Origin of the sequence: Intestinimonas massiliensis (ex Afouda et al. 2020) (assembly GCF_900626285.1) — a bacterium.
GTDB classification, from domain to species: Bacteria; Bacillota; Clostridia; order Oscillospirales; family Oscillospiraceae; genus Flavonifractor; species Flavonifractor massiliensis_A.
The window spans coordinates 2,773,340-2,790,763 of the sequence record NZ_LR131147.1 but is presented as its reverse complement, the minus strand read 5'-3'; the positions used below and the strand labels follow the sequence as shown (position 1 = coordinate 2,790,763).

Below are 17,424 nucleotides of genomic sequence, written 5' to 3'. Positions count from 1 at the left end.
AAGATTACCACTCAACCCCTTCAGCAATGATTAAACTGTGGTCTGCGCGCGCCCCCGCTCAGAGTGCGCACACTTTTCCCGATTCGGCGGAGCGGGCCGCCGTTGCCAGCACGCGCTGGATGTCCAGCGCGTCCCCGATGGTACATACCTCCGGCCCCAGCCCCAGGACCCCGTCCACAAAGGCGCGCATCTCCCGGTCGAACCAGTCCTGAAAACCGGAGCGGTCGGGCAGGGGGAGGGACTGCCGCTCCCCAGAATACCCCCCCTGAGGCGCCTTGGGGTAGTAGATCAGATGATCCTCGTCATAGGAGAGCACCACCAGCCCTCCGTCTCCCGAGATCCGCAGGGCGATGTTGTCCATTCCCACCCGGGTGGTGAGCAGGGACACCAGCTCGCCCCCCGCCCCCGTACCGGTGAATGCCGAGGAATCGTCATTTTCTACCAGCTGCTTTCCCCCTGCGCCCGGTGCACGATTTGGGATACTAATGGTGGAAAGACAGGAGATTTTCTTTATTTTAACGCCGCAGGCGAAAAATAGCAAGTCGAGAAGATGACTGCCGAAGTCATCCAGGGCCCCGCCGCCGGACAGGGTCCGGTCCATCCGCCACTCGAAGGGCAGGGTGGGGTCCGCCAGCCGCCGGGCGCCGTAGGAGCCGGAGACGGAGTAGATCCGGGTAAACCTGCTCCGGATCAGCCGGCGGAGGGCCTGGGCGTGGGGGGCGAAGCGGTAGACGAAGCCCACCATGTGGAATACTCCCGCCTCCTCCGCCGCCCGGGCGGCCCGCTCACACTCCGGCAGGGTGATGGCCAGAGGCTTTTCCACAAAAATCGCCTTGCCCGCCCGGGCGGCCTGTACCACATAGTCGGCGTGGGTGAAGTTGGGGGTGCAGATATCCACCCCGTCCACCCGCTCCAGCAGTTCCTCCGGCGTGGCGCACACCGCCGCCTCCGGCGCGAAGCGACGGGCAAAGTCCGCCGCCCGCTCCCGGTCCAGATCGTACACCGCCGCGATGGCGGCCCGGCTGTCCTTCTGCAGGCCCAGCGCGTGGTTGTGGGCGATGCCCACCGTGGCGCCCGCGCCGATGATCCCGATATTTGCCTTCATTTACATGACCTCCTCTGGTCCCCCGGGCCGCCGCCCGTCGGACAGAAAGTTCCGCAGCGCACGGTTGACTGCGGTCCGGTAAGCGAGATACTCCGTGCCCTTGGACGGTACCTCCAGCAGAGTGCTGTGGGGAAGGGCGGCGGCATATCGTTCCGCGTAGGAAAATGGATGGATGGGATCCCCCCGGTCAGCCAGGATCAGCGCCGGAAGCTCCAGCCGTCCCAGCTCCGCCAGGGCCCCCAGCGGCCGCTGGGCCGGGAGCAGCTCATACTTCTCCGGCCACCGCAGACTGGCCCGGTCCTGGAACGCATTGAGAAAGATGGCGGCGGTGTCCTCGTGGGTGCGGATCTCCCGAAAGGCCGGGTCGGCCTCCAGAGCCGCGGGGGAGCCCTTCCGCAGGGCGGCGGCCAGGGCCCGGTACCAGGCCCGGACCCGCTCCGCCATAGGCGCGTCGGTCCAGGCGGGCCGCAGCAGCACCAGCCGTTCCACCTGGTCGGGGAAGCGGAGGGCCGCGGCCACCGCCACCGCCGCCCCCATGGAGATCCCGCCCAGGACCACCCGCCCCNCCCGCGGATACGACCGTCAACGTCGTCACCGAAAAGGAGGAGAACGGTTCGGACGGAAACAACGGCCTCAACTCAAACTACCTGAAATACTGTCGAAAGGACTTCTTTTTTTTTTTCCAGCCAGAGGGCGGCATGCGATTTAGGAGCCCGTCTCGTGGGCCCGGAGATGTGAAAAAGAGACAGGGCCCCCCCGCCCCAGGCCCCGCGACCGCCACAGGGCGGCCACGTCCTCCGCCATGGCGGAAAAGCTCAGCTCCTCAACCGGGCCCAGCTCCGTCTCCCCGTGGCCCCGCAGGTCGGGCAGGATCTGACAGACCCCCTCCAGCGGGTCCAGCAGCCCCAGACCCTGGGTGCTGCTCCCGCCCAGGCCGTGGAGAAAGAGGAAGGGGAGACCCTCGCCCCTCACCTGGCAGCGCATCGCCATGCCGCCCCGCCGAAGCTCACTCATGCAGGACCCCCCTCAGGAAGCGGACGCTGTCCGCCACCTCGTCCGGGCCCAGACCGTGGAGCAGCAGCGGGCCGTCAAATCCCGCGGCGCGGAGGGTCCCCAGATAGCGGGGGTAGTCCAGCAGCCCCTTCCCGGCCGCCGTGTAGGTCAGCGTCCCCGCCCCGTCCACCAGGAAGTCCTTGGCATGGGCCTGGATGATGTCCCCGGCCAGCAGGCCGATCCCCTCCTCCAGCACCCGGTCCATGCGGGACACCAGCTCCGGGCGGAAGAGATTGGCCCCGTCCAGGACGATCTTCAGCCGGTCGGAGCGGAATTCATCCAGATAGGCCCGGGCCCGCCGGGGGTCGCTCACCACGTTGGAGGGCTCCGGCTCCACGCCCAGCACCAGATCGTACCGCTCCGCCAGGGTCAGCAGCCGCTCCGTCCCCGCCAGCAGGTCCCGCCAGGCGGCGGGGGAGGCGTTGTCCGGGTGCCACTGCCACTGGCTGCGGGGATTTCGGGAGCCGGTGCACAGCAGGATCACCGGGATGCCCAGCAGGGCGGCCCCCTGACAGAGCACCTCAAACCGGCGCAGGCCCTCCCGCCGGGCCTCCGGGTCGGGGTCGATCAGATTGAAGGTGCCCGCCAGGGAGACGAACCGGACGCCCAGCGCCCGGGCCTGCCGCCCCACCGCCGTCAGCGCCCCCTCGTCCAGAGCCGCCGGCAGCGCCTCCCCGCAGACGGAGCACAGATTCAGCTGGGCCAGGGTGAGCCCAACCTCTTTCATGCGGGCAAGCCCTTCCTCGGCGGTGCATCCGGAGTAGACATTGGAAAAAACGCCTATCTCCATGTAATAACCCCCTCTTTACTGAAAACGTTTTTACAGCAGGAAACAAACCAAAAACTGACACTGATTTTTTAGGTTTACGATTTTGACCAAATAATATCATTATAATGGAATAAATACAACACATAATTTTAATTTCACTTTCTATGCGTTTTAAAAAATATTTTCAAATATGTCAGGGACGAGGTGCCGAATTAGTAGAAAAAATTTGGACGCGCCAGTCTTGTTTTGCGAGCTTCTGCGAAATAAGTTTAATATAATACAAAAATAACAAAAATAAGGAAACTTTTGCTTGTCGATTTTGGAACGTTGTTGAATTTATATACACTGAAAATATTTTCAGAAGATTATTGACACCCGACGAACCTGTGCCTATAATGAAACCACATTAGACAGGCGGGAGTGGATCACATGGATCTGAAACAGGCCGCGCGGAATATCCGGCTGGATACCATCCGCTGCATCGGCTCTCTGGGCGCGGGACATTACGGCGGCAGCCTCTCCATTGCGGAGGTCCTCAGCGTGCTGTACTTCAAACATATGCGGATTGATCCCGCCCGGCCCAAGCTGGAGGGACGGGACCGGCTCTTCCTCTCCAAGGGGCACGCCGGACCGGCGCTGTACGCCGCCCTGGCCAACCGGGGGTACTTCCCCAAGGCCAAGCTGCTGACCCTGAATCAGCCCGGCACCGACCTGCCCAGCCACTGCGACATGCGGCGCACCCCGGGGGTGGATATGACCGCCGGGTCCCTGGCACAGGGCTTTTCCTGCGCGGTGGGGGCGGCCCTGGGCAGCCGCCTGCGGCAGGACGGCGCCTGGATCTACGCCATCATCGGCGACGGGGAATCCCAGGAGGGCCAGATCTGGGAGGCGGCCATGTTTGCCGCCAGCCGGAAGCTGGACCACATGATCGCCTTCCTGGACTACAACGGAGCCCAGCTGGACGGCGCCGTCAACGACATCAACACCCTGGAGCCTGTCTGCGCCAAGTGGGAGGCCTTCGGCTGGAACTGCATCGACGTGGCGGACGGCCACGATGTGGACGCCATCGACCGGGCCGTCTGCCAGGCGAAATCCTCCGCCGGCAGGCCCACCATGATCGTGCTCCACACGGTCAAGGCCAAGGGGATCGCCAAAATGGAGGGCAAGGCCCAGGGGAGCCATTACTTCGCCCTCACCCCGGAGGAAGTGGAACAGGCCCTGAAGGAGAACGGAGGCACAGACCATGTGGATGCGTGACATCATGGCACAGACCCTGATCGAACTGATGGAGTCCGATCCCGATATCGTGGTGCTGGACGCGGACCTGGCGGCCTCCAACGGCACCACGGCGGTCCACCAGCGTTTCCCGGAGCGCACCTTTGACGTGGGCATCGCCGAGCAGAACATGGTGTGCCTGGCGGCCGGCCTGGCCAGCTACGGCTTCAAGCCCTACATCTCCTCCTTCACACCCTTCGCCACCCGGCGGGTGTGCGACCAGATCGCCATCTCCGTGCTCTACGCCGGTATGAACGTGAAGATCATCGGCACCGACCCCGGCATCACCGCCGAGCTCAACGGCGGCACCCACATGAGCATGGAGGACGTGGGGGTCCTGCGCAGCATCCCCGGCTCCGTCATCTTTGAGCCGGCGGACCCCGTCCAGCTCCGGCAGGGCCTCCGGGCCATGAACGACTACCCCGGCTGCGTCTACATGCGCACCTACCGCAAGGAGTGGAGCCCCCTCTACGACCCCGAGAATTATCACCTGGACCTGTTCCGGGCCGACGTGCTCCGGCAGGGCCGGGACGTGACCATCCTGGCCTCCGGCCTGATGGTGCGGGAGGCCCTGGAGGCGGCGGACCGGCTGGCGGCCCAGGGCGTGGACGCCGAGGTGGTCAACGTACACACCATCAAGCCCCTGGACGCCGAGACCGTGCTGGCCTCCCTGAGCAAGACGGGGTGCGGCGTGGCGGCGGAAAACCACAATGTCATCGGCGGGCTGCGCAGCGCCGTGCTGGAGGCGGCCGCCGACCGGCTCAGCGTACCCATCACCGCCGTGGGAGTGGCCGACACCTTCGGAGAGGTGGGCACCCTGCCCTACCTGAAGGAGCGCTACCATCTGGACGCCGGAACCATCGCGGAGCAGGCCAAGCGGGCCATGGCCCTGAAAAAGAGCTGGAGGTGCGCTCCATGATCTACGCGCCCAGCCTGGCCTGTACCCGGCAGATCGCCATGGAGGCGGACGTGCGGCAGCTGATCGAGGGCGACATGCCCTTCCTCCACATCGACTTCATGGACGGGCACAACGTGCCCAACCTGTGCGCCAACCTGGACACCGCCCGGGAGCTGAAGGAGACCTTTCCCACCATCACCCTGGACGCCCACCTGATGGTGACCAACCCGGAGGACTATGTGGCCCCCGGCGCGGCGGCAGGGCTGGACTACCTCTCGTTCATCCCCGACACCGCCCGGGACCCCGCCGCCCTCCTCCGGGACATCCGGCAGGCGGGCATGAAGCCGGGCATCGTCATCAATCCGGAGCACACGCCGGAGGAGTTTCACGACCTGCTTCCCCTGGCGGACATGGTGATCCTCATGTCCATCGTCCCCGGCGGGGTGCGCAGGCCCTTTGACGAGGGTACCTACCGGAAGATCCGCGCCCTGGCGGAGTTCCGGGAGAAGGAGGGGCTGAAGTACCTCATCTCCATCGACGGGGGGATCAACCGGGACAACGGCCGCCAGTGCAGACTGTGCGGCGCGGACGTACTGATCCTGGGGTTCTACGCCATCTTTCAGCAGGATATTCCCATACCGGCCGCCTGCCGGCGGTTCCGGTCCTGGATCGAAGCATAATACACAGAGGTGAAGGATATGCAGACACAGTTCAAGCTGGTCATCGGCAGCGATCTGGCGGGCTATGACCTGAAAACCGAGATGATCCGCCGGCTGTCCGCCAAGGGCTACGACATTACCGACTTCGGCTGCGACTCCGCCCAGGCGGGGGAGTACCCGGTGGCCGCCCAGAAGGTGGCGGAGGCCGTCCGGGACGGACAGTTCGACCGGGGCATCCTCATCTGCGGCACCGGACAGGGCGTGGCCATGGCGGCCAACAAGGTCAGAGGGACCAGAGCGGCCCTGTGCTATACCCCCTTCGCCGCCCTGATGGCCCGGGAGCACAACGACGCCCGGATCCTGGCCACCGGGGCCTGGCTCACCACCCCGGACGAGTTCGAGCGGATCGTGGAGGTATTCCTCTTCGGGAAATACTCCGGCAAGCACGACGGACGGCTCAGAATGCTGGAGGAGATCGAGGAAGGCCGCCGGGTCTATTGAGCGGCGCCTGTCGTCTGAAAACCGTACAATCGGTCATCATTTTTGTGTGAGCGTTTCCCAGCGCCCGGCGCGGGGACGCGGAACAGGAGGTCACTATGGCAGATCAGGAGAAAAACATGAGCCGGACAACTGCGCCGGCACCCCCCCAGGTCAAGGCGCGCAAGCTGAAGGATTTCAGCGACGGAACCCGGGCCACCCGCATCACCCTGAACATCGTTTCCGTGGTGTGCGCCGTCATCCTGTGGCTGACGCTGTCCAGCGATCCCAGCCTGAGCACCTTCCTGGCCGGCCCCGTGCAGGTCTGGGACGCCCTTCAGGAGGAGATCGCCTCCAACGGCCGGTACTTCAAGGACCTGTCCATCTCCCTGCAGCGGGTGCTCATCGGCTTCAGCACCGGATTTATCTGCGCCATCCCCGTGGCCTTCCTGATGGGCTGGTATCCCAAGGTGCGCAACCTGCTGGAGCCCTGGATCCAGTTCCTGCGGACCATTCCCCCCCTGGCCATGATCCCCCTGGTCATCCTGGCCGCCGGCCTGACGGAAAAGGCCAAGTACATCATCATCTTCATCGCCTCCTTCCTGGTGGTGGTGGTCACCGTCTATCAGGGCATCCGGCAGGTGGACCTGACCCTGGTCAAGGCGGCCTACACCTTCGGCGCCAAGGACATGAACCTGTTCCTGGACGTGATGGTCCCCGAGGCCTTCCCCTACATCCTGGTGGGCGCCCGGCTGGCGGTGGCCTCCTCCCTGACCACCCTGATCGCCGCCGAGATGACGGGCACCATCTATGGATTGGGCGCCAGAATCCAATTGGCACAGCAATATATGAACACCAGTTTGGTGCTGTTGGGCATCATAACCATCGGCGTGATCGGATACATCCTGGACAAGGTGCTGCTCCTCCTGGAGGCGCGGCTGACCCGTTGGAAGTGAGGTACGGAACATGGCTAAGAAACTGATCGAGATCTCGCACGTCAACAAGGTCTACCGGGACGCCACCCGGGGCGACACGGTGGCCCTGAACGACGTGAGCCTGGACATCTACGAAAATGAGTTCGTCTGCGTGGTGGGACCCTCCGGCTGCGGCAAGACCACCCTGCTCAACATCATCGCCGGCCTGGAGCGGTTCGACAACGGCTCCGTCACCATGAACGGGATCCCCGTGGTGGGACCCGGACCCGACCGGGGCGTCATCTTCCAGCAGTACGCCCTGTTCCCCTGGATGACGGTGAAGAAGAACATCGAGTACGGCATGAAGTACAAGAAGGTGCTCCGGCAGGTGGGGGAGATCGACCCCAAAACCAACGCTCCCCGGACCAAGGCCGAGTACACCAAGCTCACCAAGGCGGAAAAGCAGGCCCTGAGCGAAAAGTACATCAAGATGGTCAACCTCCAGGGCTTTGAGCACGCCTACCCCAAGCAGCTGTCCGGCGGCATGAAGCAGCGTGTGGCCATCGCCCGGGGCTACGCCGTGGCCCCCGACGTGCTGCTGATGGACGAGCCCTTCGGCGCCCTGGACGCCCAGACCCGTGCCCAGCTCCAGGAGGACCTGCTGGTCACCTGGCAGGAGGAGAAAAAGACCTGCTTCTTCATCACCCACGACGTGGAGGAGGCCGTCCTCCTGGCGACCAAAATCGTCATCATGAGCGCCCGACCCGGCAAGGTCATGGAGATCGTGGACGTGAATCTGCCCTATCCCAGAAACCAGGCCACCAAGCTGCTCCCCGAGTTCGTGGAGATGAAGAACCGCATCTGGAACACCGTCTATCAGATGTATCTGGAAGTGCGGAAGTAATGGTCCCCTTACAGGACGTTCCTGTAACCATATTACAATGATAAAAAAGGAGGATTTCCCATGAAGAAACGTCTGTCTCTGCTCCTGCTCAGCGCCGCGCTGCTCATCTCGGTGCTGGCCGGCTGCTCCAACGGCGACCCGGCCGCCGACAACACCCAGACCTCCAACCCGCCCGAGACCTCCGGTCAGGAGACCAGCGACGCGGAGTGGGCCACCGTCAATGTGGGCATCCACAACAACGCCCCCGGTGCCTCCCTCTTCGCCACCGCCGTGAAGATGGGCTACTTTGACGAGGAGCACATCACCCCCAACTACACCATCGTCACCGGCGGCGCCGCTGAGATGGCCGCCATGCGTACCGACAATCCCACCCTGGACATCGGCTTCATCGGCGCCGGCGTGGCCTGGAACGCCATGGACGCCAGCGGCGTGCCCATCAGCTTCGTATTCATGGACTGCATCTCCAACAACGAGCAGTTCCTGGTGGATGAGAGCGTGGGCCTGACCCCCGACTCCACCTGGGAGGAGATCTACAACGCCCTCAAGGGCCAGACCGTGTTCGTGGACACCAGCACCACCCCCGGCGGCTGGATGAAGGAGTTCGTCTCCCGGGTCAACCTGTACGGCGGCCCCGGCGACACCGAGGTACCCGACAATGAGAAGCTGTGGATTGACACCGAGGACAGCTCCTTCCTGGAGGGCTACACCAACCCCAACCCCACCGGTGACGAGGCCTACCGTGTGTTCTTCTACAGCATGAGCAACGACACCATCCCCGCCGCCTTCCAGGCCGGCGACGCCAAGATGTGCTGCTGCTACTCTCCCTCCACCAGCACCATCCGCAACGCCGGCGGCATCAAGGTGGCCACCGCTGAGACCCATATGCCCGACTACACCTACATCAACACCTGGGTGGCCAACAACAACTGGCTGGAGCAGAACCCCGACGTGGCCCAGCGCTTCATGAACGCCCTGGTCAAGGCCCTGGATTACCGCAACTCCCACCAGGAGGAGGCCGCCGACATGGCCGAAGAGGTGACCGAGTCCGCCAAGGATTCCTTCTTCTGCGAGGACTACATCGTGTACAGCGCCCAGGATCTGTCCGACTACCTGGAGGGCTTTGACGACGGTACCGGCTACGCCTATGAGCTGATGGACCTGCTGTACAACGACAAGCTGGGCAACGTGGAGAGCGGCAACCCCAAGACCCTCCCCGATTCCTGCAACTTTAGCTTCATGAAAACCGCGGTGGAGAACTATCTGGGCCAGTAAGCAGGTCTTCTTACAGGTCCGCCTGCGGCCGGCCTCCCTGCGCAGCATGAGAGGCCGGCCGCTTTTTTCGGCTTGCGGCGGTGACCGCCGCCCCTTCCGGGCGGCAACTATGAGAGGAGGAAGCCCCTGTGTGGGATGTGATGTGTGTTGGCATCGGCTGTCTGGACGTGCTGGTCCGGGGCGCGGATGTGACGACCCCTTTTCAGGGCGAGGCAAAAAACTGTGAGCAGGTCGCCCTGGCGGTGGGCGGGGACGCGGTCAATCAGGCGGTGGCCCTGCGGCATCTGGGGGTGAACGCCGGCCTGATGACCGGCCTGGGAACCGACGAGGCCGGCGCGCTGATCCTGGAGCAGCTGAAGCACAAGGGCGTCCCCACGGAGGACATCGTCCGCTCTCCCGGAAACTCCCGCGTTAACATCATCCTGGTCCAGAACGACGGCCAGCGCCACTTCATCCACGAGGCCGTCCCGGCTCCGGGCAGCCTCTTTACCCCCGTGCCGCCGGCCCCCGGCGCCGCCAGGATCATCTCCATCGGCAGCCTGCTGGCGCCGCCCTTCCTGACGCCGGAGACCATCGAGCGCTTTACCGCCGCCGCGGCGGAGAGCGGCGCCCTGCTGTGCGCCGACGTGATGTGCAACGGCAGGCTCTACCCCCTGGAGGAGCTGAAAGCGGGCCTGTCCCGGCTGGACTACTTCTTCCCCAACTACGAGGAGGCCTCCCTCCTGACCGGGCAGCGGGACCTGGAGTCCATCACCAGCGCCCTGCTGGACTGCGGCATCAAGCACGTGGTGGTCAAGACAGGGCGGGACGGCTGCTTCGCCCGCAGCCGGCGGGAGCAGTTCTTCGTCCCCGCCGTCCCGGCCCGAGCGCTGGATACCACCGGCGCCGGCGACAACTTCGCCGCCGGTTTCCTCTGCGCCCTGCTGGAGGGGAAATCCCTCTTCGACTGCTGCCGCTTTGCCGCCGCCACGGCGGCCCTGTCCATCTCCCAGATGGGCGCCTCCTCCCGGGTCATCAGCAGGGAACAGGTGGACGCCCTTCTGAAAAAGATCTCCTGAAGGGAGGAAGTACGCGGTGATCTACTCTTCTACCCTCATCTGCGGCGACCTGCTCCATCTGGCCCGGGACGCGGAGCTGCTCCTGAGCCAGGGCTGTTCCACCTTCCACATCGACCTGATGGACGCCCATCTGGTGCCCAATCTCTGCTTTAATTTCGACCTGATCCGGGCCCTCCACACCCGCTACCCCTGCACCATCGACGCCCACCTGATGATGGACAACGCGGAGACCTATCTGGACCGGCTTGCCGAGGCGGGGGCCGACCTGGCCACCATCCACCTCCAGAGCGTGCCCGATCCGGGACGGGCTCTGCGGCGGATCCGGGAGCTGGGGATGAAGGCCGGTCTGGCCCTCTCTCCCGGCGAGTCCTTCGAGCTGGCCCGCCCCTATGGGCCGGAGCTGGACCTGCTGCTGGTCATGGGCGTCCGCCCGGGCTTTTCCGGGCAGTCCTTCCAGCCCGGCTGCCTGGAGACGATCCGGGCGGCCAGCGCCTACCGCCGGGCCAGCGGACAGTCCTGGCTCATCTCCGTGGACGGAGGGGTGGACCTGCACAACGGCCCCCTGTGTGCCGCCCAGGGGGCGGATATGCTGGTCATGGGCGCCTTTACCTTCTACCAGGGCGGCCTGAGCGCCCAGCGCATCCAGGCCTGCCGGCAGGTGCTGGACCCGGCGTGAGGGTCCCGGCCAATCTACAGAAAGGTGTGATGGTATGAGATCCCAGATCCTGACCGCCAGCCAGCTGGCATCCTATTTCGACTTCGCCCTGCTGAGCCCCAACTGCCGCCAGGAGGAGTTCGACCGGTTCCTGGAAGGCTGCGTGCGGTACCACGTCTATTCCGCCGCCATCAACGGCGCCTGGGTCCCCTATGCCGCGGAGCGGCTCCGGGGCACCGGCGTCAAGGTGGGCGCCACGGCCGGCTTCCCCTTCGGCCAGATGTCCGCGGCCGCCAAGCGGGAGGAGGCCCGCATCGCCCTGTCCCAGGGCGCGGACGAGATCGACTACGTTCTGAACATCGGCAGGCTCCTGGACCACGACTACCGCTATATCGCCGAAGAGATGCGGGAGATGACCGATCTCTGCCATTCCCGGGGTGCGGCGGCCAAGGTGATCCTGGAGAACTGCTACCTGGGAGCCGAGGAGATCCGGGGCGCCTGCCAGGTCGCGGTGGAGCAGGGGATCGACTTTGTCAAGACCTCCACCGGCTTCGGACCCGGCGGGGCGGAGGCGGACGACGTCCGCCTCATGAAGCAGGTGGTGGGCGACCGGGTGGGCATCAAGGCCGCCGGCGCCATGCGCACCCTGGACAAGACCCTCCAGATGATCGAGCTGGGCGCCAACCGGATCGGCTCCGGCTTCGTACCGGAGATCATGGAGGCGTTCTCCGCCCGGTTCGGCGGATAACCGGGCCGGCGGAGAAGGAAAGGAGAACCATGACGTTTTTGGGGATCATCGCCGTGGCGCTGCTGGGGAGCTTCGTCCAGGTCACCTGCGGCCTGGGCTACGCCGTGATCTGCGTCTGCTTCTGGAGCCTGTTCCTGCCGTTGGAGACGGCGGTGGTGCTGGAGCTCATCACCGGCGTGGTGTCCATGCTCTACATGGCCATCCGCCAGCGGCGGAAGATCCGCTGGAGCCTGCTCCTGTGGCCCACGGTGTTCTCCTGCTCCGCCAGCCTGCTGGGCTTCTTCACCCTGTTCCAGCTGGACACCACCCTGCTCTACCGGCTGCTGGGCCTGCTGCTCATCTGCCTGGGGACCTTCTTCCACTCCTTCAGTGACCGGGCCAGGCTGCGGCCCACCGCGGCCACCGGCGTGGCGGCGGGCCTGATCGGCGGTTTTTTCGGCGGCTTGTTCGGCATCGCCGGACCTCCGGTGGCCGCCTACGTCCTGGCGGCCTCCAACGGAAAGGAGGAGTACTCCGCCACCATCCAGGCCCACTTCTCCATCACCTCCCTGTTCCTGATCCTGGTCCACTTCCTGGCCGGGAACCTGAACGGGCGGGCCATGCTGCTGGGCGCCGTGGGCATCGTGGGCGTGCTGGCCGGCCTGGCCCTGGGACTGATGGCCTTCCGGAGACTGTCCGACACCGGCCTGAAGAAGCTGGTGGGCCTGTTCCTCGTGGGAATGGGACTATTCTATCTGCTGCGCACCTTTTTTTGAGGGAACACTTCAGGGCGGCGGGAAGAGAGAAAAAAAGCCCGGCGTCCGATCAGCGATCGGACGCCGGGCTTTGGTTTACCCGTGTGGGACAGTCACTTACTTGTGGTCCACGGAATACATATGAGCGATGAGGTCCAGCACCTTGTTGGAGTAGCCGATCTCGTTGTCGTACCAGGAGACCACCTTCACGAAGGTGTCGGTCAGAGCGATGCCGGCCTTGGCGTCGAAGATGGAGGTGCGGGTGTCGCCCAGGAAGTCGGAGGAGACAACGGCGTCCTCGGTGTAGCCCAGGATGCCCTTCAGCTCGCCCTCGGAGGCCTTCTTCATGGCGGCGCAGATCTCGTCGTACTTGGCGGGCTTGGCCAGGTTGACAGTCAGGTCAACCACGGACACGTCCAGGGTGGGAACACGCATGGACATACCGGTCAGCTTGCCGTTCAGAGAGGGAATGACCTTGCCCACGGCCTTGGCGGCGCCGGTGGAGGAGGGGATGATGTTGCCGGCAGCGGCACGGCCGCCGCGCCAATCCTTCTTGGAGGGGCCGTCAACGGTCTTCTGGGTGGCGGTGGTGGAGTGGACGGTGGTCATCAGGCCATCGGTGATGCCCCAGTTGTCGTTCAGGACCTTGGCGATGGGGGCCAGGCAGTTGGTGGTGCAGGAGGCGTTGGACACGAAGTTCATGTCGGAGGTGTAGGTGTCCTGGTTCACGCCCATGACGAACATGGGGGTGTCGTCCTTGGAAGGAGCGGACATGACGACCTTCTTGGCGCCGGCGTCCAGGTGAGCCTGGGCCTTCTCCTTGGTCAGGAACACGCCGGTGGACTCCACCACGTATTCAGCGCCCACCTCGCCCCAGGGGATGTCCTTGGGGTCCATGCAGGCGAAGAACTTCACGGTCTTGCCGTTGACGATGATGGCGTCATCGGTGTACTCGATGGTGCCGTCGAACTGACCGTGCATGGTATCATAACGGAGCATATAGGCCATGTAGTCGGGGGTCATGAAGGGATCGTTGATGCCCACGAACTCGATGTCGGGGCGATTGATACCGGCGCGGAACACCAGACGACCAATGCGGCCGAAGCCGTTAATGCCAACTTTAATGCTCATTTTGAATCTCTCCTTTGTTCTAAATCGCGTCTTAACCCTAGATTCTTTACGCGCTTCCATTATAGACTAATCTTTCCGGAATGAAAAGAGAAAAAACAGAAAACTTAGTGGGGAAACTGTATAAATTTACGAGGGGATAATCGGTAAACGTGGCAGTTTCGACATGGTTCGACATTTTTTCTTGTGCGGAGGCGGCGGGTTTGATATACTGATTGTAACTTACCAGTTTTTTGACGGCGGAGAACAGGGACCGCCGGGGCAAACTGAGAACGACCGGCGGGAGGAGGCAGTGCGGATGGGAGCGGAGCAGAGTGATCTGGGACCGCTGCTGGTGGAGCAGTTCCGGGAGCAGATGAATAACCTGGCGGCGGCCATCCAGCTGCTGACCCCGGTGGTGCGGGAGAAGGGCGGGGAGCAGTACGATCCCTACCTGGCCATTCTGCACCAGAGCCTGTACCGCATGATGCGCCTGCTGGGCAATGTGGAGTATCTGGAGCTGGACCAGTGCGGCGGCCAGGAGCTGAAGATGGAGACCCTGGACCTGGCGGGCCTGTGCCGGGAGCTGGCGGAGCAGGCGGCGCCCCTCACCGGGCTGGCGGGGGTGACCTTCCGCTATGAGGAGGAGACCGGCTCCCTGCTCACCCGGGGGGACGGCCGGATGCTGCGGCGGATGCTGCTGGGGCTCATTGCCAACGCCGTGAAGGCGGCGGGGAAGGGCGGCCAGGCGGGTCTGCGGCTGGCGGTGCGGAAGGACCGGGCGGCCCTGACGGTGTGGGACGACGGGCCCGGCCTGATCCCGCCCCAGGACGGGGAGGACCAGGGGCCGCTGTACCGGCCGGACGGCCCGGGCCTGGGCCTGCGGGTGGCCCGGAGCATCGCGGCGGCCCACGGCGGCGCCGTGGTGTTCCAGCAGCAGGAGGACCGGGGCTGCCGGGCGGTGGTCTCCCTGCCCATCCGTCCGCCGGAGGGGAGCCAGGTGCTGCGCACCCCGTCCATGGGGTACGACAGAGGGGGCGGCTTCTCCGACCTGCTGGTGGAGCTGGCGGGGGTGCTGCCCTACCAGGCCTTCCTGCCCCGGGAGCTGGAGTGAGGTTTTTGGAAAAAGACGCAAATTGTCAAGTATAGCCGAACACTTTTTTGAAAAAATTTTATGAGGACTGAGCGGCACGAAGTTGCGCCTGCCACTCGTCAAAGATTTCCTTGGGGGTGGCATAGCCGAGGATTTTGCGGTGCATCCGATTCATGGCATCGGCAGCGGCATCACAATCCCGCTGAGTACGGTCACGGAGACTTTGCCCCTTGGGGAAGAAACGGCGAATGATACGATTAGCGTTTTCGTTGGAGCCACGCTCATAACTGCTGTATGGGTGGCAGTAGTAAATTTCCTGTGCTAAATTCTTTAGGCCCTCATAGTCCTGGAACTCAGAACCGTTATCAACAGTGATCGTCTGGAAGGTGCCAGATGGAAACTGACAAACAGCTTTTGAAAGTGCACGGACAACAGCGGCAGAGGACTTACTGGACAGCTTGAAAATGAGTTGATAGCGAGACACACGCTCAACAAGGGTAAGGACCGACTGGTTCTTACCCTTTGCTTTTCCTATCACGCTATCCATTTCCCAATGGCCGAAAGATTGACGCTGGTCAACATCTTGGGGGCGAACTTCAATAGAGGGGCCTTTGGGTGGTCGGGCGGCTTTTTGGACTTTATGATATGGCCGTTTTCTACGGGATTTTTGAAGAAGGTCAGCATTTGTCACGCCTGGGATATAGCCCTGGTCGATATAGCGATACAAGGTGGTAGTGGAAACTGTCCATTCGCCACGCCGCCGCAAATCACCTACGATCTGGTCAGGAGATTCACCGGCACGAATACGAGCAGAAACAAGAGAGGCGTACACATGATTTTTACCCAGCTTGACAGGACAGCCACGAGAAGTAGCCAGCCATGACGCATCATCATCGGCAATCTGAGCGGAATAGTATTTGACTGTTTTCCAGGTAGCACCGTCCAAATGGTCATATAGGCCACGCTGAATCTCAGCATACACAGAGGACACGGAAAAGGAGACATGACGGGCTATCTGACGATAGGAGGCACCGGAATTAAACAGCTTTTCGATCTGGAGACGAGTTGTCCATGTCATGCGCTTGATCATAGTCCTTTCCCCCTTTGAAAGTGCACTTACAAAGTGCCTATAAATGCGGCAGAGCGCCGGGCCATTTGGTGGCCTGACGCTCTTTTTTCATGTCTTGATGGTACCACGTTTTTCCAGAGCCTGTCAAGTTTCGACAGTTAGGTATCGCCTGCGGGCGGGACGTGGGGAATAGGGTGTCCTTCGCGGACGGCGATGCACGAAAATCGAATATCGTCAAGACCACAAAATTTTTTTTACGCCGTGACCCGAGAACGATGGGTCGCGGCTAAAAAATTTTGTGCAGAGTTGGCCTCTCACGGGGGAGGCCAAGTCTTGACAATATTAGAATTCCGTGCGCCGGGACATCAACAAAGCTCGCGAGCGAGCTTTGCTTCACCCACTTTTTATTTTGGGGAAGCGGGGCAGTAGACGTAACCACACAGACAGAAAGGAGCGCAGAACATGAAAGAGACAACCAAAATGAGCAGAGCCGTGGGACAGCTGGAGAAAATCTACAACAGCATCAACACAGACCTCTTTAGCGGGGAGCTGCCAGTACCAATCATCACCGTGCAGAGCAAGCCAGGGACCTATGGACATTGCAGTGTAGCCAAAGTATGGCAACGCAAAGACAGCAGTACCTATGAGCTGAATATTGCCGCCGAAGTGCTCAATTACCCCATTGAGGAGACGTTAGATACGATGATTCACGAAATGGTGCACCTGTATTGCAGAGAGAAGGGCATCAAGGAAGTCAGCCGGGGCGGGAAGTACCACAACGGGAAATTCAAGGAGGAAGCAGAGAAACGGGGCCTGGAGTGCTACAAGTGCGGGTCATACGGCTGGAACACACGACCAAGCGACAAGCTGGTGGAGTACGCCCTTGAAAAGGGGTGGAGCGAAATCCAGATCGGGCGGAACCACCTTCCACCGGCGATACGGACAGGCGGGACAGGCACGGGACAGAGCGGAGCCGGGAGCCTTACAAGCGGAACAGAGGGCGGAGGCAAGCGGCCATCCAGCACAAGGAAGCTGGTTTGTCCCAAGTGTGGGCAGAGCGTCAGGGCCACAAAGACGGTCAACATCATTTGTGGGGACTGCATGGAGAAGATGACAGAGGTTTGAAAGTGCACTTTCAAGGGCTGACCTACCGGCCACACGGGGAGAAAGGACAAGCCATGGCAAAAGAATATCGTCTCAGTATCAGATGCTATTTCCCAGGCACAGGGAACTACACACACCACATACAAGACATGCCGCTGAAAGACATTCCAAAATGGGTGGAGGCATACAAGTTCACGCATCCGAAGCTGGAAAGCATCACCGTTAAGATTTACATGGACAAGGAGGCTGAGACGCATGAAGCTGAGCAATGAGCAGGGACAAGCAGTCTATTACAACATCGTAGAGAAGCAAGGAAAAGTGCGGTACATCGTCCAGGCAGCCAGTGGGCAGAGCATACCAGGCCGGGACAGAGAGAAGCTAAAAAGCCGGACATTCGCCCAGGAGCATCATGCAGAAGCATTCTTAAAACGACTAGGTTACACAATTGCACGGTACTGATACATAACAACCCCCGGAGGCATAAGCTTCCGGGGGTATACTTATGGAGACAGAGCAATTTGAAAGTGCAC

21 protein-coding genes are annotated in these 17,424 nt (G+C 62.5%); 15 read left to right on the top strand and 6 right to left on the bottom strand.

Annotated elements, in window-relative coordinates; translation table 11 throughout:
• Positions 1 to 58: 58 nt before the first annotated feature.
• From E0E41_RS13815 to E0E41_RS13800, 4 genes are all read right to left on the bottom strand, one after another.
• Entirely contained in the window at positions 59 to 1,105 is a 1,047-nt protein-coding gene (locus E0E41_RS13815) for a Gfo/Idh/MocA family protein (RefSeq protein WP_130870387.1), read from the bottom strand.
• The gene (locus E0E41_RS13810; protein WP_130870386.1) at positions 1,106 to 1,663 is read right to left on the bottom strand and encodes an alpha/beta hydrolase; all 558 of its coding nucleotides are present in this window, start codon (positions 1,661 to 1,663) and stop codon (positions 1,106 to 1,108) included.
• A 147-nt stretch (positions 1,664 to 1,810) separates the two neighbouring features.
• On the bottom strand, positions 1,811 to 2,119 hold the full coding sequence (locus E0E41_RS13805) for an alpha/beta fold hydrolase (RefSeq protein WP_130870385.1): 309 nt from the start codon (positions 2,117 to 2,119) through the stop codon (positions 1,811 to 1,813).
• Positions 2,112 to 2,948 carry a sugar phosphate isomerase/epimerase family protein gene (locus E0E41_RS13800; RefSeq protein ID WP_130870384.1) on the bottom strand — a complete coding sequence of 279 codons (837 nt, stop codon included), beginning with the start codon at positions 2,946 to 2,948 and terminating at the stop codon, positions 2,112 to 2,114. Before E0E41_RS13800 ends, E0E41_RS13805 begins: the two co-directional genes overlap by 8 nt.
• Before the next feature lie 408 nt (positions 2,949 to 3,356).
• Between E0E41_RS13800 and E0E41_RS13795 the strand changes: the two genes are divergently transcribed.
• The 11 genes from E0E41_RS13795 (at position 3,357) to E0E41_RS13745 (ending at position 12,542) form a co-directional block, all read left to right on the top strand.
• A complete protein-coding gene (locus E0E41_RS13795; protein WP_207303220.1) occupies positions 3,357 to 4,184 on the top strand; it encodes a transketolase in 828 nt (275 codons plus the stop codon).
• Positions 4,171 to 5,121, top strand: a complete 951-nt coding sequence (locus E0E41_RS13790) for a transketolase family protein (protein WP_130870382.1) — start codon at positions 4,171 to 4,173, stop codon at positions 5,119 to 5,121. Before E0E41_RS13795 ends, E0E41_RS13790 begins: the two co-directional genes overlap by 14 nt.
• Positions 5,118 to 5,780 (top strand): ribulose-phosphate 3-epimerase, encoded by a 663-nt coding sequence (locus E0E41_RS13785; RefSeq protein ID WP_130870381.1) that lies wholly within the window; start codon positions 5,118 to 5,120, stop codon positions 5,778 to 5,780. Before E0E41_RS13790 ends, E0E41_RS13785 begins: the two co-directional genes overlap by 4 nt.
• A gap of 18 nt (positions 5,781 to 5,798) precedes the next feature.
• Positions 5,799 to 6,260 carry an RpiB/LacA/LacB family sugar-phosphate isomerase gene (locus E0E41_RS13780; RefSeq protein WP_130870380.1) on the top strand — a complete coding sequence of 154 codons (462 nt, stop codon included), beginning with the start codon at positions 5,799 to 5,801 and terminating at the stop codon, positions 6,258 to 6,260.
• 95 nt (positions 6,261 to 6,355) lie between these two features.
• The gene (locus E0E41_RS13775) at positions 6,356 to 7,192 is read left to right on the top strand and encodes an ABC transporter permease (RefSeq protein WP_207303219.1); all 837 of its coding nucleotides are present in this window, start codon (positions 6,356 to 6,358) and stop codon (positions 7,190 to 7,192) included.
• A gap of 10 nt (positions 7,193 to 7,202) precedes the next feature.
• Positions 7,203 to 8,054 carry an ABC transporter ATP-binding protein gene (locus E0E41_RS13770; protein ID WP_130870379.1) on the top strand — a complete coding sequence of 284 codons (852 nt, stop codon included), beginning with the start codon at positions 7,203 to 7,205 and terminating at the stop codon, positions 8,052 to 8,054.
• 60 nt (positions 8,055 to 8,114) lie between these two features.
• Positions 8,115 to 9,326 carry an ABC transporter substrate-binding protein gene (locus E0E41_RS13765; protein WP_130870378.1) on the top strand — a complete coding sequence of 404 codons (1,212 nt, stop codon included), beginning with the start codon at positions 8,115 to 8,117 and terminating at the stop codon, positions 9,324 to 9,326.
• A 128-nt stretch (positions 9,327 to 9,454) separates the two neighbouring features.
• Positions 9,455 to 10,384, top strand: a complete 930-nt coding sequence (locus E0E41_RS13760) for a carbohydrate kinase family protein (RefSeq protein WP_130870377.1) — start codon at positions 9,455 to 9,457, stop codon at positions 10,382 to 10,384.
• Between the two features lie 16 nt (positions 10,385 to 10,400).
• On the top strand, positions 10,401 to 11,060 hold the full coding sequence (locus E0E41_RS13755; protein WP_130870376.1) for a ribulose-phosphate 3-epimerase: 660 nt from the start codon (positions 10,401 to 10,403) through the stop codon (positions 11,058 to 11,060).
• Positions 11,061 to 11,094: 34 nt separating this feature from the next.
• On the top strand, positions 11,095 to 11,787 hold the full coding sequence (gene deoC, locus E0E41_RS13750) for a deoxyribose-phosphate aldolase (RefSeq protein WP_130870375.1): 693 nt from the start codon (positions 11,095 to 11,097) through the stop codon (positions 11,785 to 11,787).
• 29 nt (positions 11,788 to 11,816) lie between these two features.
• Positions 11,817 to 12,542 carry a sulfite exporter TauE/SafE family protein gene (locus tag E0E41_RS13745; protein WP_130870374.1) on the top strand — a complete coding sequence of 242 codons (726 nt, stop codon included), beginning with the start codon at positions 11,817 to 11,819 and terminating at the stop codon, positions 12,540 to 12,542.
• Positions 12,543 to 12,638: 96 nt separating this feature from the next.
• Here the strand turns inward: E0E41_RS13745 and gap are convergent, their stop codons facing one another.
• Complete coding sequence (gene gap, locus E0E41_RS13740; protein ID WP_130870373.1) at positions 12,639 to 13,652, bottom strand: type I glyceraldehyde-3-phosphate dehydrogenase; 1,014 nt, start codon at positions 13,650 to 13,652, stop codon at positions 12,639 to 12,641.
• Positions 13,653 to 13,947: 295 nt separating this feature from the next.
• On the opposite strand from gap, the gene E0E41_RS13735 reads away from it, so the two are divergent.
• Positions 13,948 to 14,742, top strand: a complete 795-nt coding sequence (locus E0E41_RS13735) for a sensor histidine kinase (RefSeq protein WP_165450557.1) — start codon at positions 13,948 to 13,950, stop codon at positions 14,740 to 14,742.
• Between the two features lie 58 nt (positions 14,743 to 14,800).
• Here E0E41_RS13735 and E0E41_RS13730 read toward each other — a convergent pair whose 3' ends face one another.
• Positions 14,801 to 15,811 (bottom strand): IS30 family transposase, encoded by a 1,011-nt coding sequence (locus E0E41_RS13730; RefSeq protein WP_130870371.1) that lies wholly within the window; start codon positions 15,809 to 15,811, stop codon positions 14,801 to 14,803.
• 441 nt (positions 15,812 to 16,252) lie between these two features.
• Between E0E41_RS13730 and E0E41_RS13725 the strand changes: the two genes are divergently transcribed.
• From E0E41_RS13725 to E0E41_RS13715, 3 genes are read left to right on the top strand one after another with little or no spacing between them, the layout of a single operon-like run.
• Entirely contained in the window at positions 16,253 to 16,915 is a 663-nt protein-coding gene (locus E0E41_RS13725; RefSeq protein ID WP_130870370.1) for a SprT-like domain-containing protein, read from the top strand.
• 53 nt (positions 16,916 to 16,968) lie between these two features.
• Positions 16,969 to 17,166 (top strand): hypothetical protein, encoded by a 198-nt coding sequence (locus E0E41_RS13720; RefSeq protein WP_130870369.1) that lies wholly within the window; start codon positions 16,969 to 16,971, stop codon positions 17,164 to 17,166.
• Entirely contained in the window at positions 17,150 to 17,353 is a 204-nt protein-coding gene (locus E0E41_RS13715) for a hypothetical protein (RefSeq protein ID WP_130870368.1), read from the top strand. Before E0E41_RS13720 ends, E0E41_RS13715 begins: the two co-directional genes overlap by 17 nt.
• Positions 17,354 to 17,424 lie beyond the last annotated feature (71 nt).

Coding starts and splice junctions, on each gene's coding strand:
- E0E41_RS13720 (WP_130870369.1), top strand. CDS start 16,969: ATGGCAAAAGAATATCGTCTCAGTATCAGATGCTATTTCCCAGGCACA.
- E0E41_RS13815 (WP_130870387.1), bottom strand. CDS start 1,105: ATGAAGGCAAATATCGGGATCATCGGCGCGGGCGCCACGGTGGGCATC.
- deoC (WP_130870375.1), top strand. CDS start 11,095: ATGAGATCCCAGATCCTGACCGCCAGCCAGCTGGCATCCTATTTCGAC.
- E0E41_RS13770 (WP_130870379.1), top strand. CDS start 7,203: ATGGCTAAGAAACTGATCGAGATCTCGCACGTCAACAAGGTCTACCGG.
- E0E41_RS13775 (WP_207303219.1), top strand. CDS start 6,356: ATGGCAGATCAGGAGAAAAACATGAGCCGGACAACTGCGCCGGCACCC.
- E0E41_RS13730 (WP_130870371.1), bottom strand. CDS start 15,811: ATGATCAAGCGCATGACATGGACAACTCGTCTCCAGATCGAAAAGCTG.
- gap (WP_130870373.1), bottom strand. CDS start 13,652: ATGAGCATTAAAGTTGGCATTAACGGCTTCGGCCGCATTGGTCGTCTG.
- E0E41_RS13785 (WP_130870381.1), top strand. CDS start 5,118: ATGATCTACGCGCCCAGCCTGGCCTGTACCCGGCAGATCGCCATGGAG.
- E0E41_RS13805 (WP_130870385.1), bottom strand. CDS start 2,119: ATGAGTGAGCTTCGGCGGGGCGGCATGGCGATGCGCTGCCAGGTGAGG.
- E0E41_RS13795 (WP_207303220.1), top strand. CDS start 3,357: ATGGATCTGAAACAGGCCGCGCGGAATATCCGGCTGGATACCATCCGC.
- E0E41_RS13715 (WP_130870368.1), top strand. CDS start 17,150: ATGAAGCTGAGCAATGAGCAGGGACAAGCAGTCTATTACAACATCGTA.
- E0E41_RS13790 (WP_130870382.1), top strand. CDS start 4,171: ATGTGGATGCGTGACATCATGGCACAGACCCTGATCGAACTGATGGAG.
- E0E41_RS13800 (WP_130870384.1), bottom strand. CDS start 2,948: ATGGAGATAGGCGTTTTTTCCAATGTCTACTCCGGATGCACCGCCGAG.
- E0E41_RS13745 (WP_130870374.1), top strand. CDS start 11,817: ATGACGTTTTTGGGGATCATCGCCGTGGCGCTGCTGGGGAGCTTCGTC.
- E0E41_RS13735 (WP_165450557.1), top strand. CDS start 13,948: ATGGGAGCGGAGCAGAGTGATCTGGGACCGCTGCTGGTGGAGCAGTTC.
- E0E41_RS13765 (WP_130870378.1), top strand. CDS start 8,115: ATGAAGAAACGTCTGTCTCTGCTCCTGCTCAGCGCCGCGCTGCTCATC.
- E0E41_RS13780 (WP_130870380.1), top strand. CDS start 5,799: ATGCAGACACAGTTCAAGCTGGTCATCGGCAGCGATCTGGCGGGCTAT.
- E0E41_RS13725 (WP_130870370.1), top strand. CDS start 16,253: ATGAAAGAGACAACCAAAATGAGCAGAGCCGTGGGACAGCTGGAGAAA.